15 protein-coding genes are annotated in these 14,892 nt (G+C 69.2%); 7 read left to right on the forward strand and 8 right to left on the reverse strand.

Annotated elements, in window-relative coordinates:
* Positions 1-15 precede the first annotated feature (15 nt).
* On the reverse strand, positions 16-1,455 hold the full coding sequence (locus tag AB0J16_RS26095) for an NAD(P)/FAD-dependent oxidoreductase (protein WP_358544156.1): 1,440 nt from the start codon (positions 1,453-1,455) through the stop codon (positions 16-18).
* Between the two features lies 1 nt (position 1,456).
* Positions 1,457-2,017: a hypothetical protein gene (locus AB0J16_RS26100; protein ID WP_358544159.1), complete on the reverse strand. Its 561-nt coding sequence runs from the start codon at positions 2,015-2,017 to the stop codon at positions 1,457-1,459.
* 139 nt (positions 2,018-2,156) lie between these two features.
* Here AB0J16_RS26100 and AB0J16_RS26105 point away from each other — a divergent pair, with 139 nt between their 5' ends.
* Together AB0J16_RS26105 and AB0J16_RS26110 are read left to right on the forward strand one after the other, a co-directional pair.
* Positions 2,157-2,759 (forward strand): helix-turn-helix domain-containing protein, encoded by a 603-nt coding sequence (locus AB0J16_RS26105; RefSeq protein ID WP_358544162.1) that lies wholly within the window; start codon positions 2,157-2,159, stop codon positions 2,757-2,759.
* Positions 2,760-2,885: 126 nt separating this feature from the next.
* Complete coding sequence (locus tag AB0J16_RS26110) at positions 2,886-4,061, forward strand: glycerophosphodiester phosphodiesterase (RefSeq protein WP_358544165.1); 1,176 nt, start codon at positions 2,886-2,888, stop codon at positions 4,059-4,061.
* Between the two features lie 51 nt (positions 4,062-4,112).
* Here AB0J16_RS26110 and AB0J16_RS26115 read toward each other — a convergent pair whose 3' ends face one another.
* From AB0J16_RS26115 to AB0J16_RS26135, 5 genes are all read right to left on the reverse strand, one after another.
* The gene (locus AB0J16_RS26115) at positions 4,113-5,312 is read right to left on the reverse strand and encodes a hypothetical protein (RefSeq protein WP_358544168.1); all 1,200 of its coding nucleotides are present in this window, start codon (positions 5,310-5,312) and stop codon (positions 4,113-4,115) included.
* A complete protein-coding gene (locus tag AB0J16_RS26120) occupies positions 5,309-5,827 on the reverse strand; it encodes a SigE family RNA polymerase sigma factor (protein ID WP_358544171.1) in 519 nt (172 codons plus the stop codon). Before AB0J16_RS26120 ends, AB0J16_RS26115 begins: the two co-directional genes overlap by 4 nt.
* Before the next feature lie 208 nt (positions 5,828-6,035).
* Positions 6,036-6,263 (reverse strand): CATRA conflict system CASPASE/TPR repeat-associated protein, encoded by a 228-nt coding sequence (locus AB0J16_RS26125; RefSeq protein WP_358544174.1) that lies wholly within the window; start codon positions 6,261-6,263, stop codon positions 6,036-6,038.
* Entirely contained in the window at positions 6,250-6,405 is a 156-nt protein-coding gene (locus AB0J16_RS26130; protein ID WP_358544473.1) for a CATRA system-associated protein, read from the reverse strand. Before AB0J16_RS26130 ends, AB0J16_RS26125 begins: the two co-directional genes overlap by 14 nt.
* A gap of 153 nt (positions 6,406-6,558) precedes the next feature.
* A complete protein-coding gene (locus AB0J16_RS26135) occupies positions 6,559-7,203 on the reverse strand; it encodes an acyl-homoserine-lactone synthase (RefSeq protein ID WP_358544176.1) in 645 nt (214 codons plus the stop codon).
* A gap of 184 nt (positions 7,204-7,387) precedes the next feature.
* Between AB0J16_RS26135 and AB0J16_RS26140 the strand changes: the two genes are divergently transcribed.
* The 4 genes from AB0J16_RS26140 (at position 7,388) to AB0J16_RS26155 (ending at position 11,908) form a co-directional block, all read left to right on the forward strand.
* Positions 7,388-7,819, forward strand: a complete 432-nt coding sequence (locus AB0J16_RS26140; protein ID WP_358544179.1) for a hypothetical protein — start codon at positions 7,388-7,390, stop codon at positions 7,817-7,819.
* 102 nt (positions 7,820-7,921) lie between these two features.
* Positions 7,922-8,560, forward strand: coding sequence for a hypothetical protein (locus tag AB0J16_RS26145; protein WP_358544182.1), 639 nt, complete (start codon positions 7,922-7,924; stop codon positions 8,558-8,560).
* A gap of 72 nt (positions 8,561-8,632) precedes the next feature.
* A complete protein-coding gene (locus tag AB0J16_RS26150; protein ID WP_358544185.1) occupies positions 8,633-9,586 on the forward strand; it encodes an alpha/beta hydrolase in 954 nt (317 codons plus the stop codon).
* Positions 9,587-9,673: 87 nt separating this feature from the next.
* Entirely contained in the window at positions 9,674-11,908 is a 2,235-nt protein-coding gene (locus tag AB0J16_RS26155) for an Orn/Lys/Arg decarboxylase N-terminal domain-containing protein (protein ID WP_358544188.1), read from the forward strand.
* 35 nt (positions 11,909-11,943) lie between these two features.
* On the opposite strand, the gene AB0J16_RS26160 is transcribed toward AB0J16_RS26155, so the two are convergent.
* Positions 11,944-12,786 carry a hypothetical protein gene (locus tag AB0J16_RS26160; protein WP_358544191.1) on the reverse strand — a complete coding sequence of 281 codons (843 nt, stop codon included), beginning with the start codon at positions 12,784-12,786 and terminating at the stop codon, positions 11,944-11,946.
* 428 nt (positions 12,787-13,214) lie between these two features.
* Between AB0J16_RS26160 and AB0J16_RS26165 the strand changes: the two genes are divergently transcribed.
* A complete protein-coding gene (locus tag AB0J16_RS26165; protein WP_358544194.1) occupies positions 13,215-14,831 on the forward strand; it encodes a phospholipase A2 in 1,617 nt (538 codons plus the stop codon).
* Positions 14,832-14,892: the final 61 nt, after the last annotated feature.

Below are 14,892 nucleotides of genomic sequence, written 5' to 3' on the forward strand. Positions count from 1 at the left end.
CTGGTGAGCGTACGGTCAGCGGCCGTACGCCTCCAGCAGCCGCAGCCACACCTCGCTGACCGTGGGGTACGACGGGACCGCGTGCCACAGCCGGTCCAGCGGAACCTCGCCGACGACCGCGATCGTCGCGGCGTGCAGCAGTTCCGCGACGTCCGGACCCACGAGCGTGAAGCCGACGATCACTTTGCGGTCCTCGTCGACGACCATGCGGGCGTGCCCCCGGTATCCGTCGGCGTGCAGGGCGGATCCGGCGACGGCGCCCAGGTCGTAGTCGAGGACGCGGATCCGTACCCCGGCGGCCTCAGCCGCGGCCGCGGTCAGCCCCACCGACGCGATCTCCGGTTCGGTGAAGACCACCTGGGGCACCGCGCGCTCGTCGGCCGTGGCCACGTGCCGGCCCCAGCGGCCGTCCTCCACCGCTTCGCCCTTCGCCCGCGCCACGATCACGTCGCCGACCGCGCGGGCCTGGTATTTGCCCTGGTGGGTCAGCAGCACTCGCCGGTTGACGTCACCGACGGCGTACAGCCACCCGTCACCGATCGCTGCCCCGTCCTCCCCGACCACTCGCAGCGTGTCGTCCACCGTGAGCCAGGTACCCGGCGTCAAGCCGACGGCGCCGAGACCGATGTCCTGGGTGTTCGGTGTCCGGCCGATCGCCACCAGAACCTCGTCGGCCTCGACCCGCTCGCCGTCGGTCATCGTGATGCGCACCGTTCCGGTCTCGTCGCGGTGCACCGACGCGGCTTCCGTGCCGAGGCGTACCGACACACCGGCCTCCCGCAACGACTCGGTGACCCGCTCGCCGGCGAACGGCTCGGCCAGCGGCAGCACACCGTCACGGACCAGCATCGTCACCGAGGACCCCAGGGCGGCGAAGGCGGTGGCCATCTCCGACGCCACCACGCCACCGCCGATGATCGCGAGCCGGCCGGGGACCGCGCTCGCGGCGGCCGCCTCCCGGCTGGTCCACGGCGCGGCCTCCCGCAAACCGGGAATGTCGGGCAGTAGTGCGCCGCTTCCGGTCGCGATGACCACCGCGTGCCGGGCCGTCAACGTGATGGGGACGCCGTCGTCGCCGGTCACCTCGACCACGCCCGCGGACACGATCCGGCCCTGGCCACGGTGCAGGGCGATCCCGGCCGAATCGAGCCAGCCGACCTGACCGTCGTCCTTCCAGTACGAGGCGAAACCATCCCGCCGGTTCAGCACCGCGGCCGCGTCGAGACCACCGGTCACCGCCTCGCGGGCACCCGGCAACTGACGCGCCGCCCGTAACGCCGCCGCGCTGCGCAGCAACGCCTTGGTCGGCATGCAGGCCCAGTAGGAGCATTCTCCGCCGACGAGCTCGCGCTCGACGACGGCGGCGCTCAGGCCGCCCCGCACCACCCGGTCGGCGACGTTCTCCCCGACCGGACCGGCCCCGATGACGACGACGTCGTACGTTCTGCCGTCCACGTCAGTTCCCCTTCGCGGCGCGGCCGAGGCGGAAGGCCGAGATGAGGAAGAAGATGCCGCCGGGGATGGCGTAGCCGGCCGCGTTGGTCAGCGTCGGGTCGGCCGCGGCGGCGCCGACGATGAACGACGCACCGGCGAGTACGGAGACGCCGCCGCTGATGATCATCGGCCACTGGCCGCCCATCTTGCGCCGGGTGACCCCCACGATCAACTGGACCAGCCCGGCGACGACCGCCCAGGCGCCCCACACGCGCAGCACCGCCGGGATGCCGGACGCGCAGGCGATGGCCACACCGATGGCGGTGATCAGGCTGACGGCGACGTTCACGTACAGCAGGGCAGGTGATCCGGTGGCGCGCGACGCGCGGGCGTCGATGACAGCGGCGCCCACGTCGAACAGCGGGTAGAGCACGAGCAGGGTGACCGCGAGCGGGCCCAGGTTCGAGGCGGTCGTGAACATCACGAGGGCCCAGACGATGGCGAACGCGAACCGGACGAAGTACAGCCGCCGCAGCGCGGACGCGGTCCCGGAAATACCGGGCGACGCGGCGATGGTGCTCATGATGATCCTTTCGGTGGATGAGTGATGCGGAGAGCGCTTCAGCGCCCTCTCCACAAGACCGAACGTTCTATCGCGGCACAGCATGGCAATCGTGGCGCGGACTGTCAAGACCGAACGTTCTATCCGCTAAGCTGGCGGCATGCCCACCCCATCCGAGGGCCGGCCGTCCGAAGCACGGTCCCGGCTGCTCAACACGGCCACCCGGCTCTTCTACGCGGAGGGCATCCACTCCGTCGGCATCGATCGCATCGTCGCGGAAGCGCAGGTGACGCGGGCCACCCTCTACCGGCACTTCCCCGGCAAGGAAGACCTTGTCCTCGCCTACCTGAACGAGGTCGACCGGGCCATGCGGGGGCAAGCGGACGAGGCCGTCACCGCCGGGCTACCGGCCGCCGGCACCATCCGGGCCCTCAGCGAGTCCATCGCCCAAGGCATCCGGTCCGCCGGATTCCGGGGATGCGCCTTCCTCAACGCCGCCGCCGAATATCCCGACCCGGAGTCCCCGGTGCACAAGGCCGTCCTCGCCCACCGCCAATGGTTCCTCGAAACCGTCACGGAGCTGCTGACCAAGATCCAGGAGACCGGCGCCGAGCCCGCCGCCCGCCACTTCGTGATGATGCGCGACGGCGCCATGGCCGCCGGCTGCCTGTTCGACCCGGCGCTGATCTGCGAGACGTTCCTGCACGGAGTCGAGAGGCTGTTGAAGGTCTATGCCGCCACCGACTACAGCGACCCGGCCTGAGAGGGATGGCTCGTCACCGGAAATTCCGCCGTTATTGGCCCATAGCTAAATTTCGGTCATTACCATAATCCCTCGCGGTGATCATCGGTGAGAGTCTCCGGTACAGATGCCGCAGGGAGTTTCAACGTGCGGAAGATCGCAGCCACCACCCTCGCCATCCTCGCCGGAACCGGAGCCGGAGCTGGAGCTGGAGCCGGCACGGCTCCAGCGGCAGCCGCGGCCGAGTCCGCACCCGACCGGTCCCAGGTCGTCATCATCGGCCACCGCGGCGCGGCGGGCCACCGCCCCGAGCACACGCAGGGCGGCTATGAGCTGGCCGTGGCCATGGGCGCCGACTGGATCGAGCCCGACCTGGTGCCGACCAAGGACCACAAGCTGGTCGTCAGGCATGAGAACGAGATCTCCGGCACCACCGACGTGTCGCTGCGCCCCGAGTTCGCCGCGCGCAAGACCACCAAGGTCGTCGACGGGCGCAACGTGACCGGGTGGTTCACCGAGGACTTCACCCTGGCCGAGCTGAAGACGCTGCGCGCGGTCGAGCGGCTGCCCGCGATCCGCCAGCGCAACACCGTCTACAACGGCTACTACCAGGTGCTCACCTTCCAGGAGGTGCTCGACCTGGCCAAGCGGCTCTCGCGCCAGTACGGCAAGCAGGTCGGGGTCTTTCCCGAGACCAAGCACCCGACCTACTTCAGGTCGATCGGGCTGCCGCTGGAGGAGCCGCTGATCGAGACCGTCAAGCGCAACGGGCTCGACCGGCCGAACAGCCCGGTGGTGGTCCAGTCGTTCGAGCCGTCCAGCCTGAAGCGGGTGGCGAAGGAGCTCCGCGTGCCGCTGTGGCAGGCCCTGGGCACCACCGGCCAGCCGTACGACCTGACCGCCGCCGGAGACCCGACAACCTACGCGGACATGATGAAGCCCGAAGGGCTGGCGAAGATCGCCCAATACGCGAAGTGGATCGGACCGGACAAGTCATCGGCGATCCCGCTCAACCCGGACGGCAGCTCGGGCACCCCGACCACGCTGGTGTCCGACGCGCACAAGGCCGGGCTGAAGATCGGCGTGTACACCTTCCGCAGCGAGAACCAGTACCTGCCCCTGCAGTTGCGGCGCGGCCAGACCCCGACGGACCACGGTGACGCGCTGGCGGAGTACCGGGCGCACATAGACCTGGGGGTGGACGCCTTCGTCACCGACTATCCCGACGCCGCCGCCCTGGCGAAGGCGGAGCAGGGCAAGCCGCGCGAGCAGGTACAGCCGAAGCAGTTCGACAACGGTCTGCCGGAAGAGGGGCAGGAGTAGACAAACGCCCCGCCTCCCGGCCGGGAGGCGGGGTCACATAGGGCCGACTCGTCACAGGGTCCCGGGGTTGCCGGGGAGCACGAGGGCGAAGAAGTCCTGGGCTCTGTAGGTGGCGAGTTTCCTGGCCTGGCCGGTCTTGACGTTCACCGCGTAGGCCGTGAAGGGAACGTACGGAGGGTCGAGGGTCGGGGCAGGGTCGTAGTCGCCGCTGTCCTTGCACACAAAGGGCCGGGCGAGGGCGGTGATCTCCTGAGGGCCGGTCCAGCTGCGCAGGTAGACGAAATTGCCGGTCATGGACAGGCCCCGAATGGGAACTCTCCGAACCACCTTGCCGGTTTCCCGGTCCAGCTGCACGAGATCCCCGCCGCTTCTGAAGCATCCGGTGCCGGGGACCCCTACGCTCTCCACCGCGGCGACGGTCTTCCCATCGGGAGCGAGCCCGCCGGCCAGGTAGTGCCCGGTGACGTCGACGGTCTTCACGTTGACCGCCTTGGCCGGTTGCCAGAGGCGGGTGAGAGTCCGCAGCCGCGTCTTGCCCGCGTACTCCGCCAGGGTGATCGTGTCGCCGTCCGGGGACAGGCCGATGGGATTCCCGCCGTTGGGAAATAGCTGGACCCTGCCCTCGCGCATGTCGAACAGCCTGGCCGGGTCCTTCAGCGGCGGCCTCTTGGTGAAGGCCAGAAAGCGGCCATCGTCCGACAACAGGAGATGGGCGATGCTGCCGAGCTGGGCCTTGGGCACCCTCGCCCAAGGCGCCATCAGGACAGATCCGGAGGCGAGGTCGCGCACCGCGAAGGTGCGGGCCCCGACGTCGTAGTAGGCGATCTTACTGCCGTCCTGGCTGATTGCCAGGGGGCTGTCCACGAGCCCGGACTGGGTACCGCGCAGTGCCTGCGCCACCCGGTATGTCCTGCCATCCTGGGTGACCACCCGCCAACCGCCGTTCACGCACCCGGACGGCGCCTGGCCGCTCTCCGGCCGGCAGAACGTCATATAGGCGTGGCTCAGCGGCCCCACCCCGCGAGCCGGCAGGTCGGACACCGCCTTGGGGTCGGTGGCCGCGTGCGGCTCCGCCGGCAGCAGTCGTACGGCGGCCGTCGCGGCGAGCGCGGCGGCGATGACCGCGGCGGCCGCCACGAGCGGAGTCGCCCTTCGCCGTCGCCGTTCGCGGGTTCTGATCGTCCGCTCGGTCAGGTCCACCTGGGGCGCGTCGTCGGCCATGTCGTCCAGCGCGTCTCGCAGCCAGGTCATCGGTGTGCCCCCTTCAGCTCTTCCATCTCGGCGAACTTCGGTGCCAGCTCCGGCGCGAGCGCCCGTAACCGGGCCAGCGCGTCGTGGGATTGGCTCTTGACGGTGCCGAGCGAGCAGTTCAGCAGCCTGGCGGTCTCATGCTCGGTGAGATCCTCGTAGTAGCGCAGGACGATCACCGCCCGTTGCCTGGGTGGCAGCCGCGCGAGCGCCTGCCGCATGGCGAGCCGGGCGATCGTGGACTCCTCGCTGGAGTGGGGCCGCTCCGGTGGCTCGGCGCTCGGCAGCTCAGTCGTCCAGACAAGCCGACGACGCCAGGAGATGTACTGGTTGACCAGCGCCTTGCGGGCGTACGCCTGAGGGCTGGCCAGCTTGGGCCAGCGCCCGAGCAGCTTGACCAGCACGCTCTGCAGCAGGTCCTCGGCGAGGTGGGCATCCCCCGTGAGCAGATACGCCGTCCGCATCAGCGACTGCTGGTGGGCGGCCATGAACTCGCGGAAGCTGTCATTGTGGTCCAAGACGACTCCTCTCGCCGTTAGCGACGCAGTCGGGCGGGCGAAAGGTTGGGTCGGTTCAGTAGCTCAGGGGCCGACGTGCACGTACGCCGCCCAGAAGATCGGAAACCCCGGACGGCGGCGACGCAGCGGCAGCAGTCAGGCCCGCCACGGCGCGGCGGTGCAGGTCGATGGCCTGGAGGAGGTCCTGCTGCGGTCACCCCGAAGGCCGTCAGTGCCAGGGCGGCCACGATGAAGTGCTTCTCGCCTGGCGCAGTGGCAGGCCCCGCGCCGTCCGGACCTCGACCGTGCCCACGGTCGTGGTCGGCATGTGTAACCGGTCGCCGAGCGCGTCCCACACCTGGCGCAGCCGCCGCTCGCCCGCGGCCGCCTCCGGTCCGGCGGCGGCCACGAACACGTGGACGATCAGCCCTGGGGCGGCAGGCTCACCCGGCCTCATCGGCCCGGTCCGCGACGGAGGCCGACAGGCTGTGGATCAGCTCGTTGACGCGCTCGCGGGTCTGCTCGGGCATCGGAGCCACCGGTTCTTCGGGGTATTTGGTGATGATCCGCATGGGCCCGGCCAGCTCCAGGTAGCCGATCTCCGCGTCCGGGACGCCCCGGCCTCCAGCGAGACCGGGGCGTCTTGGCCCGTGCGCTTTGGTGCCTCAGGGCCCCCGACTGAGGCATGTCGAGATTATTCCTTTGCGTCCGTTTTGTACAGCTTTTCGCAGATGGGACCCGCTGGAGCGCCTTCAGCGCCGCCCGTTCTGGCAGTGCGGCTCCCCTTCCGGCGCGGTGAGGGCGTTCTCCAGGAAATCCCTGGTCGACGTGGTGTAGGCCGAGCAGAGAAGCTTGCCGAAGCGCGTCGCCTTGCCGTCGCCGAGGCGCTGGCTAGGAACGCCCATGGCATGCACGCTGCGTTCCACGGCCACGCTGGAGACCGCGACGATCGTGTCACCGCGCTGGTCGACCCAGCGGAACGCCTCCCAGAGCAACGCGCGGGCGCGAGGGCCGAAACCCGCCACTACGGAACGGGACCAAGCCCGAGCCGTGGCCAGACGGCTGAGCTCCCAGATGGCCGGATCGTGCGGAGCCGGGTCACCCCGTAACGCCTCAGGGAAGACATCGCGGAGCATGTAAGGGCCCTCGGTGGGCAGCAGCCGACAGCACCCCGTGATCTCCCGGCAGCGTTGCGCGTAGCTGATCACATAAACCGGATCGCAGTCGTCGAAGGAATCGCGTTCCCTTCCGTGGAGGGTGTGGACGTCCCAGCGAAGGCGTTCGTGGAACACCTCGTGACGCAGCCGGAACATACCGTCGAGCAGCCAGGCCGGCAGTTCGCCCGCACGGCCGGCGACGATCTGTTGCGTGCATTCCCCCACCGACGGATCGTCCATGTGCGTCCTCCGCGAAAGAAGCGACTCCTGGTGATCGCTTTTCTTTCCGTCATTCGCGGAATCGCGGTTTCCGGATGGCACATAGGGCAATCGCCAGCGGCCGTCAGAGCACTGAAAGCGCATTGCAGGCGGCGTGCCTGTCAATGGTTACGCATACGGTTCACGCCGTCACCAAGGAGATCCGATGAAGCGCACCATCCGTACCATGTTCGGAGTCGCCGCCACCGCCGGCATCCTCGCCCTGGGCGCCCCGGCCTTCACCGGCGCCGCGAACGCGTCGACCACGTCCGCCACATCCGCCACCGCCGGTCTCAGGCAGGGTCAGTCCTTCCTGTTCAATTACACCTTCAACGGCCATCTCAAGGTCGCCGGCGGCAATTTCACCGTCGATCACCGGGTCTACCTGGTCGTCAAGTTCAACACCGGCCGGGTGGCGTTCTCCAAGTGGGAGATCGCCCGGACGCACCCCATCACTCCCGGCGGGGCCATTTATGTGGAGACGACGATCGCGGCGCCGTGCGCGCCGGGCAACAACGGCTACGCCCGCGCCTATGACGAGGCCACCAGGACCTGGTCGCCGAAGCTGCCGGTGACCATCTGCCAGCGGATCGACTGACCTTCGCCAGACCATTGCCGGCAGGCCGCTCGCGCCTGGCTAGTATCGTCCGATGATCCCGGAAGACCACCGTCCCGACACGCGATCGTGGAAGCTGCCGACGTGACCGCCCCTGCCGACGACGGCTCACCAGAACGAGCGGGCTACCGGCGATCGGCGGGGTCCCCGCGCGGCGAGGCCAGGCGCCGCGAACTGCTCGATCGTGTCACCGACGACCTCGCGGTCAACGGGCTCGTGGACTTCTCGCTCCGGCGCGCCGCGCGGGCGGCCGGCACCACGCACAAGGTGCTTCTCTACCACTTCGACGGGGCCGAGGACCTGCTCAGGCAGGCGATCGGCCGGCTGCGCGAAAGGCGCATCGGCAACGCGCTGGCCGCCACCGCCGTGGGGGCCTCCACGCGGACGCTGTCGGCCCAGGTACGCGCCGTATGGGCCAGCCTCATGGCAGAGGAACCGGGCCTGCGGCGGGTGCTCGACCAGGCGATCGGCTTGGCGATGTACGACCCCGACCGCTACGCGGAACTCGGCTCGGAGGCGTCGGCACAGTACCTGCCCGTACTGACGTCCTTCTGTCCTGAGCACTGGTCCGACCGGCGCAAGCGGGCGGTCGCCGAGATGATCCTCGCGTCGCTTCGAGGGTTCCTGCTGGAGCGGCTGATCAGTGGCGATGTCGAGCGACTCGGCGCGGGAGTCGATGCCTTGATCCGGATGCTGGAGCGCGAGGAGGCGGTCGACGAGTAGCCGTGGACAATTTGCGAACCACGTGGTTCACTTTCGCCCATCGGTGTTGATTCAGATCGCTCGGAGGTCGCGGTGCCCATTCCTGTGGAGCGGGAGAAGGTCTGTTTCGTCAGCGGCGACGCCGAATGTGCCGCCTGGCACTACCCGGGGACCAACGGCGCCCTGGTGATCATGGCCGGAGGGTTCGCGGTGACGAAGGAGCCGGGCACCGACGTGTTCGCCCAGCGGTTTCACGAGGCCGGGTTCGGCGTACTCGCCTTCGACTATCGCCACATCGGGGAGAGCGGGGGGCTACCGCGTCTGGTGCTGCCCGTCAAAGATCAGCTCGATGACTGGCAGGCGGCGATCGCCTTCGCCGCGACCCTGCCCGGAGTCGACCCCGCCAGGCTCGCCGTCTGGGGTTTCTCCACCAGCGGCGGTCACGTCATGCGGGTGGCGGCGCGCGACCCGCGGATCGCCGCGGTGATCGCGCAGACGCCGAACGTCGACGGCCTCGACGGCACGCGCAACGCCGCACGCCATCAGAAGCCGCTGGCGATGCTGCGTTTCACCGGCAGGGGCCTGCTCGATGCCGTCGGTGGGCTCCTCGGCCGCCCGCCGCTGCTGGTGCCGCTGGCCGGTGCGCCGGGAACGCTCGCGCTGCTCACCACCCCGGACAGCGTCGATGGCGACCGGGCGCTCAACCCCGGCGGCAGATACTCCGGCTGGCAGCAGGCGGTCGCCGCCCGCTCCGCGCTCCGCCTGGCTTTCTACCGGCCGGGCCGCGACGCCTCCCGGGTACGGTGCCCGCTGCTCGTTCTGGTGTGCGACCAGGATCAGACAGCGCTTCCCGGACAGGCCCTCGCCGCGGCACGGCGCGCGCCCTGCGCGGAGGTGGTTCACCTGCCCGGCTCCCACTACGCGCCCTTCATGGACGCGCACGAGCAGGCGGTCGACGCCGAGCTGTCCTTCCTGCGCCGGCACCTGCTTGATCGTTCGGCAGCGGGGAGTCCCGCCGCCGGGACCGCGGATTCCGCGCTGCCGTAGGCGGTTCGCCTGCCGGGCACCCTGAGTGACGATCAACGACTCAGGGTAAGGAGCGGAGCGACAGTCCCCCCGGCCATGGAGTTTCGCATGGAACGTACGGTTCTCGCCGCAGTCGCCGAGCGCCCCGACGCCGACACCGCCCTCGCCGAGCAGATCCGCCGCGTCGGCGCGGCGATGGACGACCTCGGCGTCCAGGTGCGCTGGACGCATCGCACGCAGGACGCCCTGGCGGTGATCGGCTCGGACGCCTCGCTGTCCGGGATGCTGGCCGACTGGGACGCGCCCGGCGCCGACCAGGTGCTGGGCGCGGTCACCCAGCGCTTCCGCGGCCTGCCGGTCTTCCTTATGACCGCCGAACAGGAGCTCCCCCTGTGGGTGTACGAGGTCATTCAGGGCTATGTGTTCCCGCTTGAGGACACCCCCGACTTCATCGCCGGCCGCATCGCGCACGCCGCCGAGGAGTACGCCGAGCGGATCCTGCCGCCGTTCTTCCGCGCGCTGCGCAAGCTGCAGGACCACCACCAGTACTCCTGGCACACCCCGGCGCACGCCGGCGGCGTCGCGTTCCTGAAGTCGCCGGTCGGGCGGGCGTTCTTCGACTTCTACGGCGAGCGCCTGCTGCGCACCGACCTGTCCATCTCCGTCCCCGAGCTCGGCTCACCGCTGGACCACACCGGTCCGATCGGCGAGGCCGAACGCAACGCCGCCCGCGTCTTCGGCGCCGACCGTACCTTCTTCGTGATGAACGGCAACGCCACCGCCAACCGCATCGTCGGCCACCATGCCATCGCCCGCGACGAGACCGCCCTGGTTGACCGCAACTGCCACAAATCCCTCCAGCACGCGCTGACCATCAGCGGCGCCCGCCCCGTCTACCTGGTGCCCGAGCGCAACGGCCTCGGCCTGGCCGGCCCCATCCCGCCCGCCGCACTGCAGGCCGACGCCCTGCGTGCCCGCCTGGTCGGTCACCCGCTCGCGCAGACCGACCCGGCCTACGCCGTGATCACCAACTCCACGTACGACGGGCTCTGCTACGACGCCGTACGCGTCGCCGAACTGCTGAGCGAGAGCGTCCCCCGCGTGCACTTCGACGAGGCGTGGTTCGCCTACGCCCGCTTCAATCCCCTGTACGCCCGCCGCTACGGCATGGCCGTGGACGAGCGGACGCTGCCGGGGCCGCGGCGCCCCACCGTGTTCGCCACCCAGTCCACGCACAAGCTCCTGGCGGCCCTGTCGCAGTCGGCGATGCTGCACGTCCGGTCGGCCGATCGCGCCCCGGTGGACTACGAGCGGCTCAACGAGACGTACCTGATGCACTGCTCCACCTCGCCGCTCTACCCGATGATCGCCTCGCTGGACGTGGCGGCGGGGATGATGGACGGTCCGGCCGGGCCGTACCTGACGGGCGAGGCCGTCATCGAGGCGGTCAGGTTCCGCCAGGCCATGGTCCGGCTGGCCGCCCGCATCCGCGAGGACGGCCGGCGACCGGACTGGTACTTCGGCGTCTGGCAGCCCACACACGTCACCGACCCCCACACCGGCCTGCCCGTCTCCTTCGCCGAAGCCGACCCCGGCCTCCTGAGCACCGATCCGGCGTGCTGGACGCTGGAGCCCGGCGCCGCCTGGCACGGCTTCCAGGGCCTGACCGACGGCTACTGCCTGCTCGACCCCATCAAGGTGACGATCACCTGCCCCGGCGCCGACGCCGCCGAAGGCACCCTCGACTGGGGCATTCCCGCTCGGATCGTCGCCACCTATCTGCGGGAGCGCGGCATCGCCGTGGAGAAGACGGGGGATCACACGCTGCTGGTGCTGTTCTCCATGGGCATCACCAAGGGCAAGTGGGGCACGCTGATCGACGCGCTCACCGACTTCAAACGCGCCTACGACGACGACCTGCCCCTGGCCGAGGTGTTGCCGGGCTTCGGCCCGCCGGCCACTACGCTGCGCCGCTTCTGCTCCGACGTACACGACAAGCTCCGCGCCCTCGAGCTCGGCGCGCTCCTCGACCAGATCTTCACCACCCTCCCCCAGCCCGTCCGCACCCCGGCCGACAGCTACCAGGCCCTGATCCGCTCACGCACCGAACGTGTCCCGCTCGCCGACCTGCCCGGCCGCATCTCGGCCGCCACGGTCGTGGTCACGCCGCCGGGGATCCCCATGCTGATGCCCGGGGAGGCGACCGGGCCCGCCGACGGCCCGCTGATGGCCTACCTGCACGCCCTGGAGGACTTCGACCGCTCCTTCCCGGACCTGGCCACCGACATCCACGGCGCGCACCGCGGCGACGACGGCCGCTACCACGTCGAAGTCGAACGCTGAGGAGCGGTCACCGGCCGGGCCGGCGCGGATGAGGTTCAGTCCTCGTGGAGCCTGGCCAGCTCTCCTGCCTCGACGGGGTGCACCGAGCGCAGCGCGGCGAGCAGCTCTTTCTTGCTCAGCGTCGGGCTCTCGATCCGCACCAGGTCGTCGCCGTACCACGCGAAGATGATCTTCTGGGTGCCACTGGAAGCGAGCCATGCCCCCGGTGACACCTGCCGGCACTTGTCCTCCTCCGGGAGGTAGAAGTTCAGCGCGGCATAGTCGCAGGCGCCTTTGGGGCTATCCGTGCTCCCTGACTCGACGGCGACGTCAACCCGCGCGATCAAGTCATCGCGAGCGTACCTGAGCTCCAGCCGCCCATCCACGCCCTTCAAGGACCAGAGCTGGTAATCCGGCAGCGTGGGCGCGACGAGCGGGACCCCGGAGCGGGTCAGTCTGTGGGCGTGCGCCGAGTCGGCGAGCACGTCCTGTGCCGACCACACGGCCAGGTACGCCACCGCGACGCCCGCGACCGTCAGGACGCGGAGTCGCCGGTGCACCGGCATGACCAGAGCGCCCGCGGCCAGGTAGGCGGTCGCGCCCAGAGCCACGAGCGACAGGCCCATCTGCCAGTCACCCGAGTCCATGGTCTCGGTAGCGCCTACGAGGGGGAGATCGGCGAGGAGGAACATCACGATGATGGCCGGGCCCACCAGGCCCACCCCCCACCAGCTCGGCAGACCGCCCCACCAGGACAGGAAGAACCCCAGGCCGGAGGACAGGACGACCGTCATCAGCAGGTCGAGCATTCCTATGTCGTCTCCCCGCCAGCAGAGGAGGACGAACTGGGCCAGTCCGACCACTGCCCCTACGAGCGCGGCCCGCAGCGATGCGTTCATGTTCCGATCATGTCGAAAGAACTGCGTCCATGGCGGAAATCAGGCGATTTGGTACGGCGACCACCGCCGCCCGCCTGCGGCCGCCGGCGCGCCCACGGATCCCGGCGAGCGACCTCAATGCCACGCTGGACCATGCCTGCACATTGTTGAAACAGTCCCCCACGATCACAATGAAACGTCTTTACATTACACGAACAGAATTATCCGTTAAGGTGCCACATAGTCACTACATTTCCGCCACACAGGTAGCTCTACCTGCATAGATACATATCAGTCGGCTCACAGGAACTTTTCAGAAATCGCCTTTAAGGCGCGGCTTCGTACGTGATTTGAACATCGAATTAAACATCCGTCCAGACCCTTGTTGAGCGAGTTTCCATCATTTACTGTCCAGGAGATCAATTCGCTCGCTAAATGAGGAGGACCGGTTGCGTCGATTAACATTCACCGTCGCCGTCGCGGCAGTGCTACTCCCCCTGCTCTCCCCCACGGCGTCTGCCGTCACCACCACCACCAGCGCCACCAATGAGGCAGACCCGGACAACGTCCAGCAGGTCGGTCCGGGGCTGTACTTCACCGACACCGACACTTTCAAGATCAGCGATACCGACGTACCGGCCGGGGCGATCGGCCGCTCGCACGGCGTGGCCACCGGAGGCGGCGACCTGGCCCGACCGCAGTCGGCCCTGGCCTCCCGCCCTGAGATGGCGGTGTTCGGGCCCGGCTGGACGGCGGAGTTCCTCGGCGGGATGGTCGACCGGAAACTGGAGACCCAGAACGGCGCCATCGTCGTCACCGAACTGGACGGCGGCACCACCTCGCGCTACGACCTCAAGAGCAGCATCTCCTTCCCCGACGGTGGCGGCGTCCAGCGCTACGAGACCACCGACGGCTCCAAGATCACCGAAACGACCCGGTGGGACACCGCCGCCGGAGCGATGCGTACCTCCATCACCGAAACCATCGCGATGGACAAGGGCGCCACGGAGGCCGGCGACGACACCTTCACCCAGAGCAACGCCGACCTCAGCCTCACCTACACCTGGAGCAAGATCGACGGCCTGCAGAGCACCGACACCTGGCGCGCTACCAGCACCGGCAACACCGCGTACGGCACCTCATCGGTGACCTACGACCCCCAGGGCCGCATCAGCACCATCAAGGAACCGGCCGGTGGCGAGACCCCCGAGGAAACCCTCACCATCCACTACGCCGCCACGACCACGGCCACCGCCGCCTCCTTCGGCGACTTCGCGGGCCGCCTCAAGGACATCACCCTCACCTCCGGCGCAGGCACCCCGCAGACCGTGGCCCAGTACGGATACGACCCCAACGGCCTGCTGCGCACCGTGGCCGACCCTGGCCTGAGCAGCTCCCCCGCCGCCACCTATGGCTACGACCAGCTCGGCCGCCTGAACTCCATCGACTCCCCCACCGACGGCAGCTGGCAACTGGCCTTCGCCAACGGCACCGCCGCCCCCACGGCGACCGCCACCGGCACCGCCCTGCCGACTCCCGGCGACCCGATGCAAGGCGCGACCGGCATCAACGACCCCAACGCCACCGAGCCGTCCCCGGGCGACTTCCTGCCCGGCGACACCTCCAACCCCCAGGCGTACCCGTCGTACTGCAACGACGCCTGGAAGTGGCTGTACTACCAGCGGGCCGGCTGTTCGACCTGGGTCGCGCACAACGGCTGGCACAAGCCGCTGTGGAAGAAGCTCCCCAGCAAGCGCTATGTCGTCGGCATCACCTTCGACCACTGCACCAACGCCCCCGACCGGCCGACGGGCTTCGACTTCCGGCCCGCCTGTGACATGCACGACTACGGGTACGGCCTGATCGGCAACACCTACAAGCACTACAAGTACTACCTCGACAGGTATCGCAAGTCCCAGGTGGACGACGTCTTCTACAGCACGCTCAAGAACTGGACCTGCAACGCCTACTTCATCCTCGTCCGGCCCGCCTGCAGGAGATGGGCCTTCATCTACCGCCAGGGGGTTCGCCTCGGCAACCCCAAGAACGGCGCTGACAAGACCTGACCCACAGCACACTCTGATCTGAGAAGGCCGGCCGGATGGCGTGATCGCTCGCCATCCGGCC

This window comes from Nonomuraea sp. NPDC049750 (assembly GCF_040659625.1).
Lineage (GTDB): Bacteria > Actinomycetota > Actinomycetes > Streptosporangiales > Streptosporangiaceae > Nonomuraea.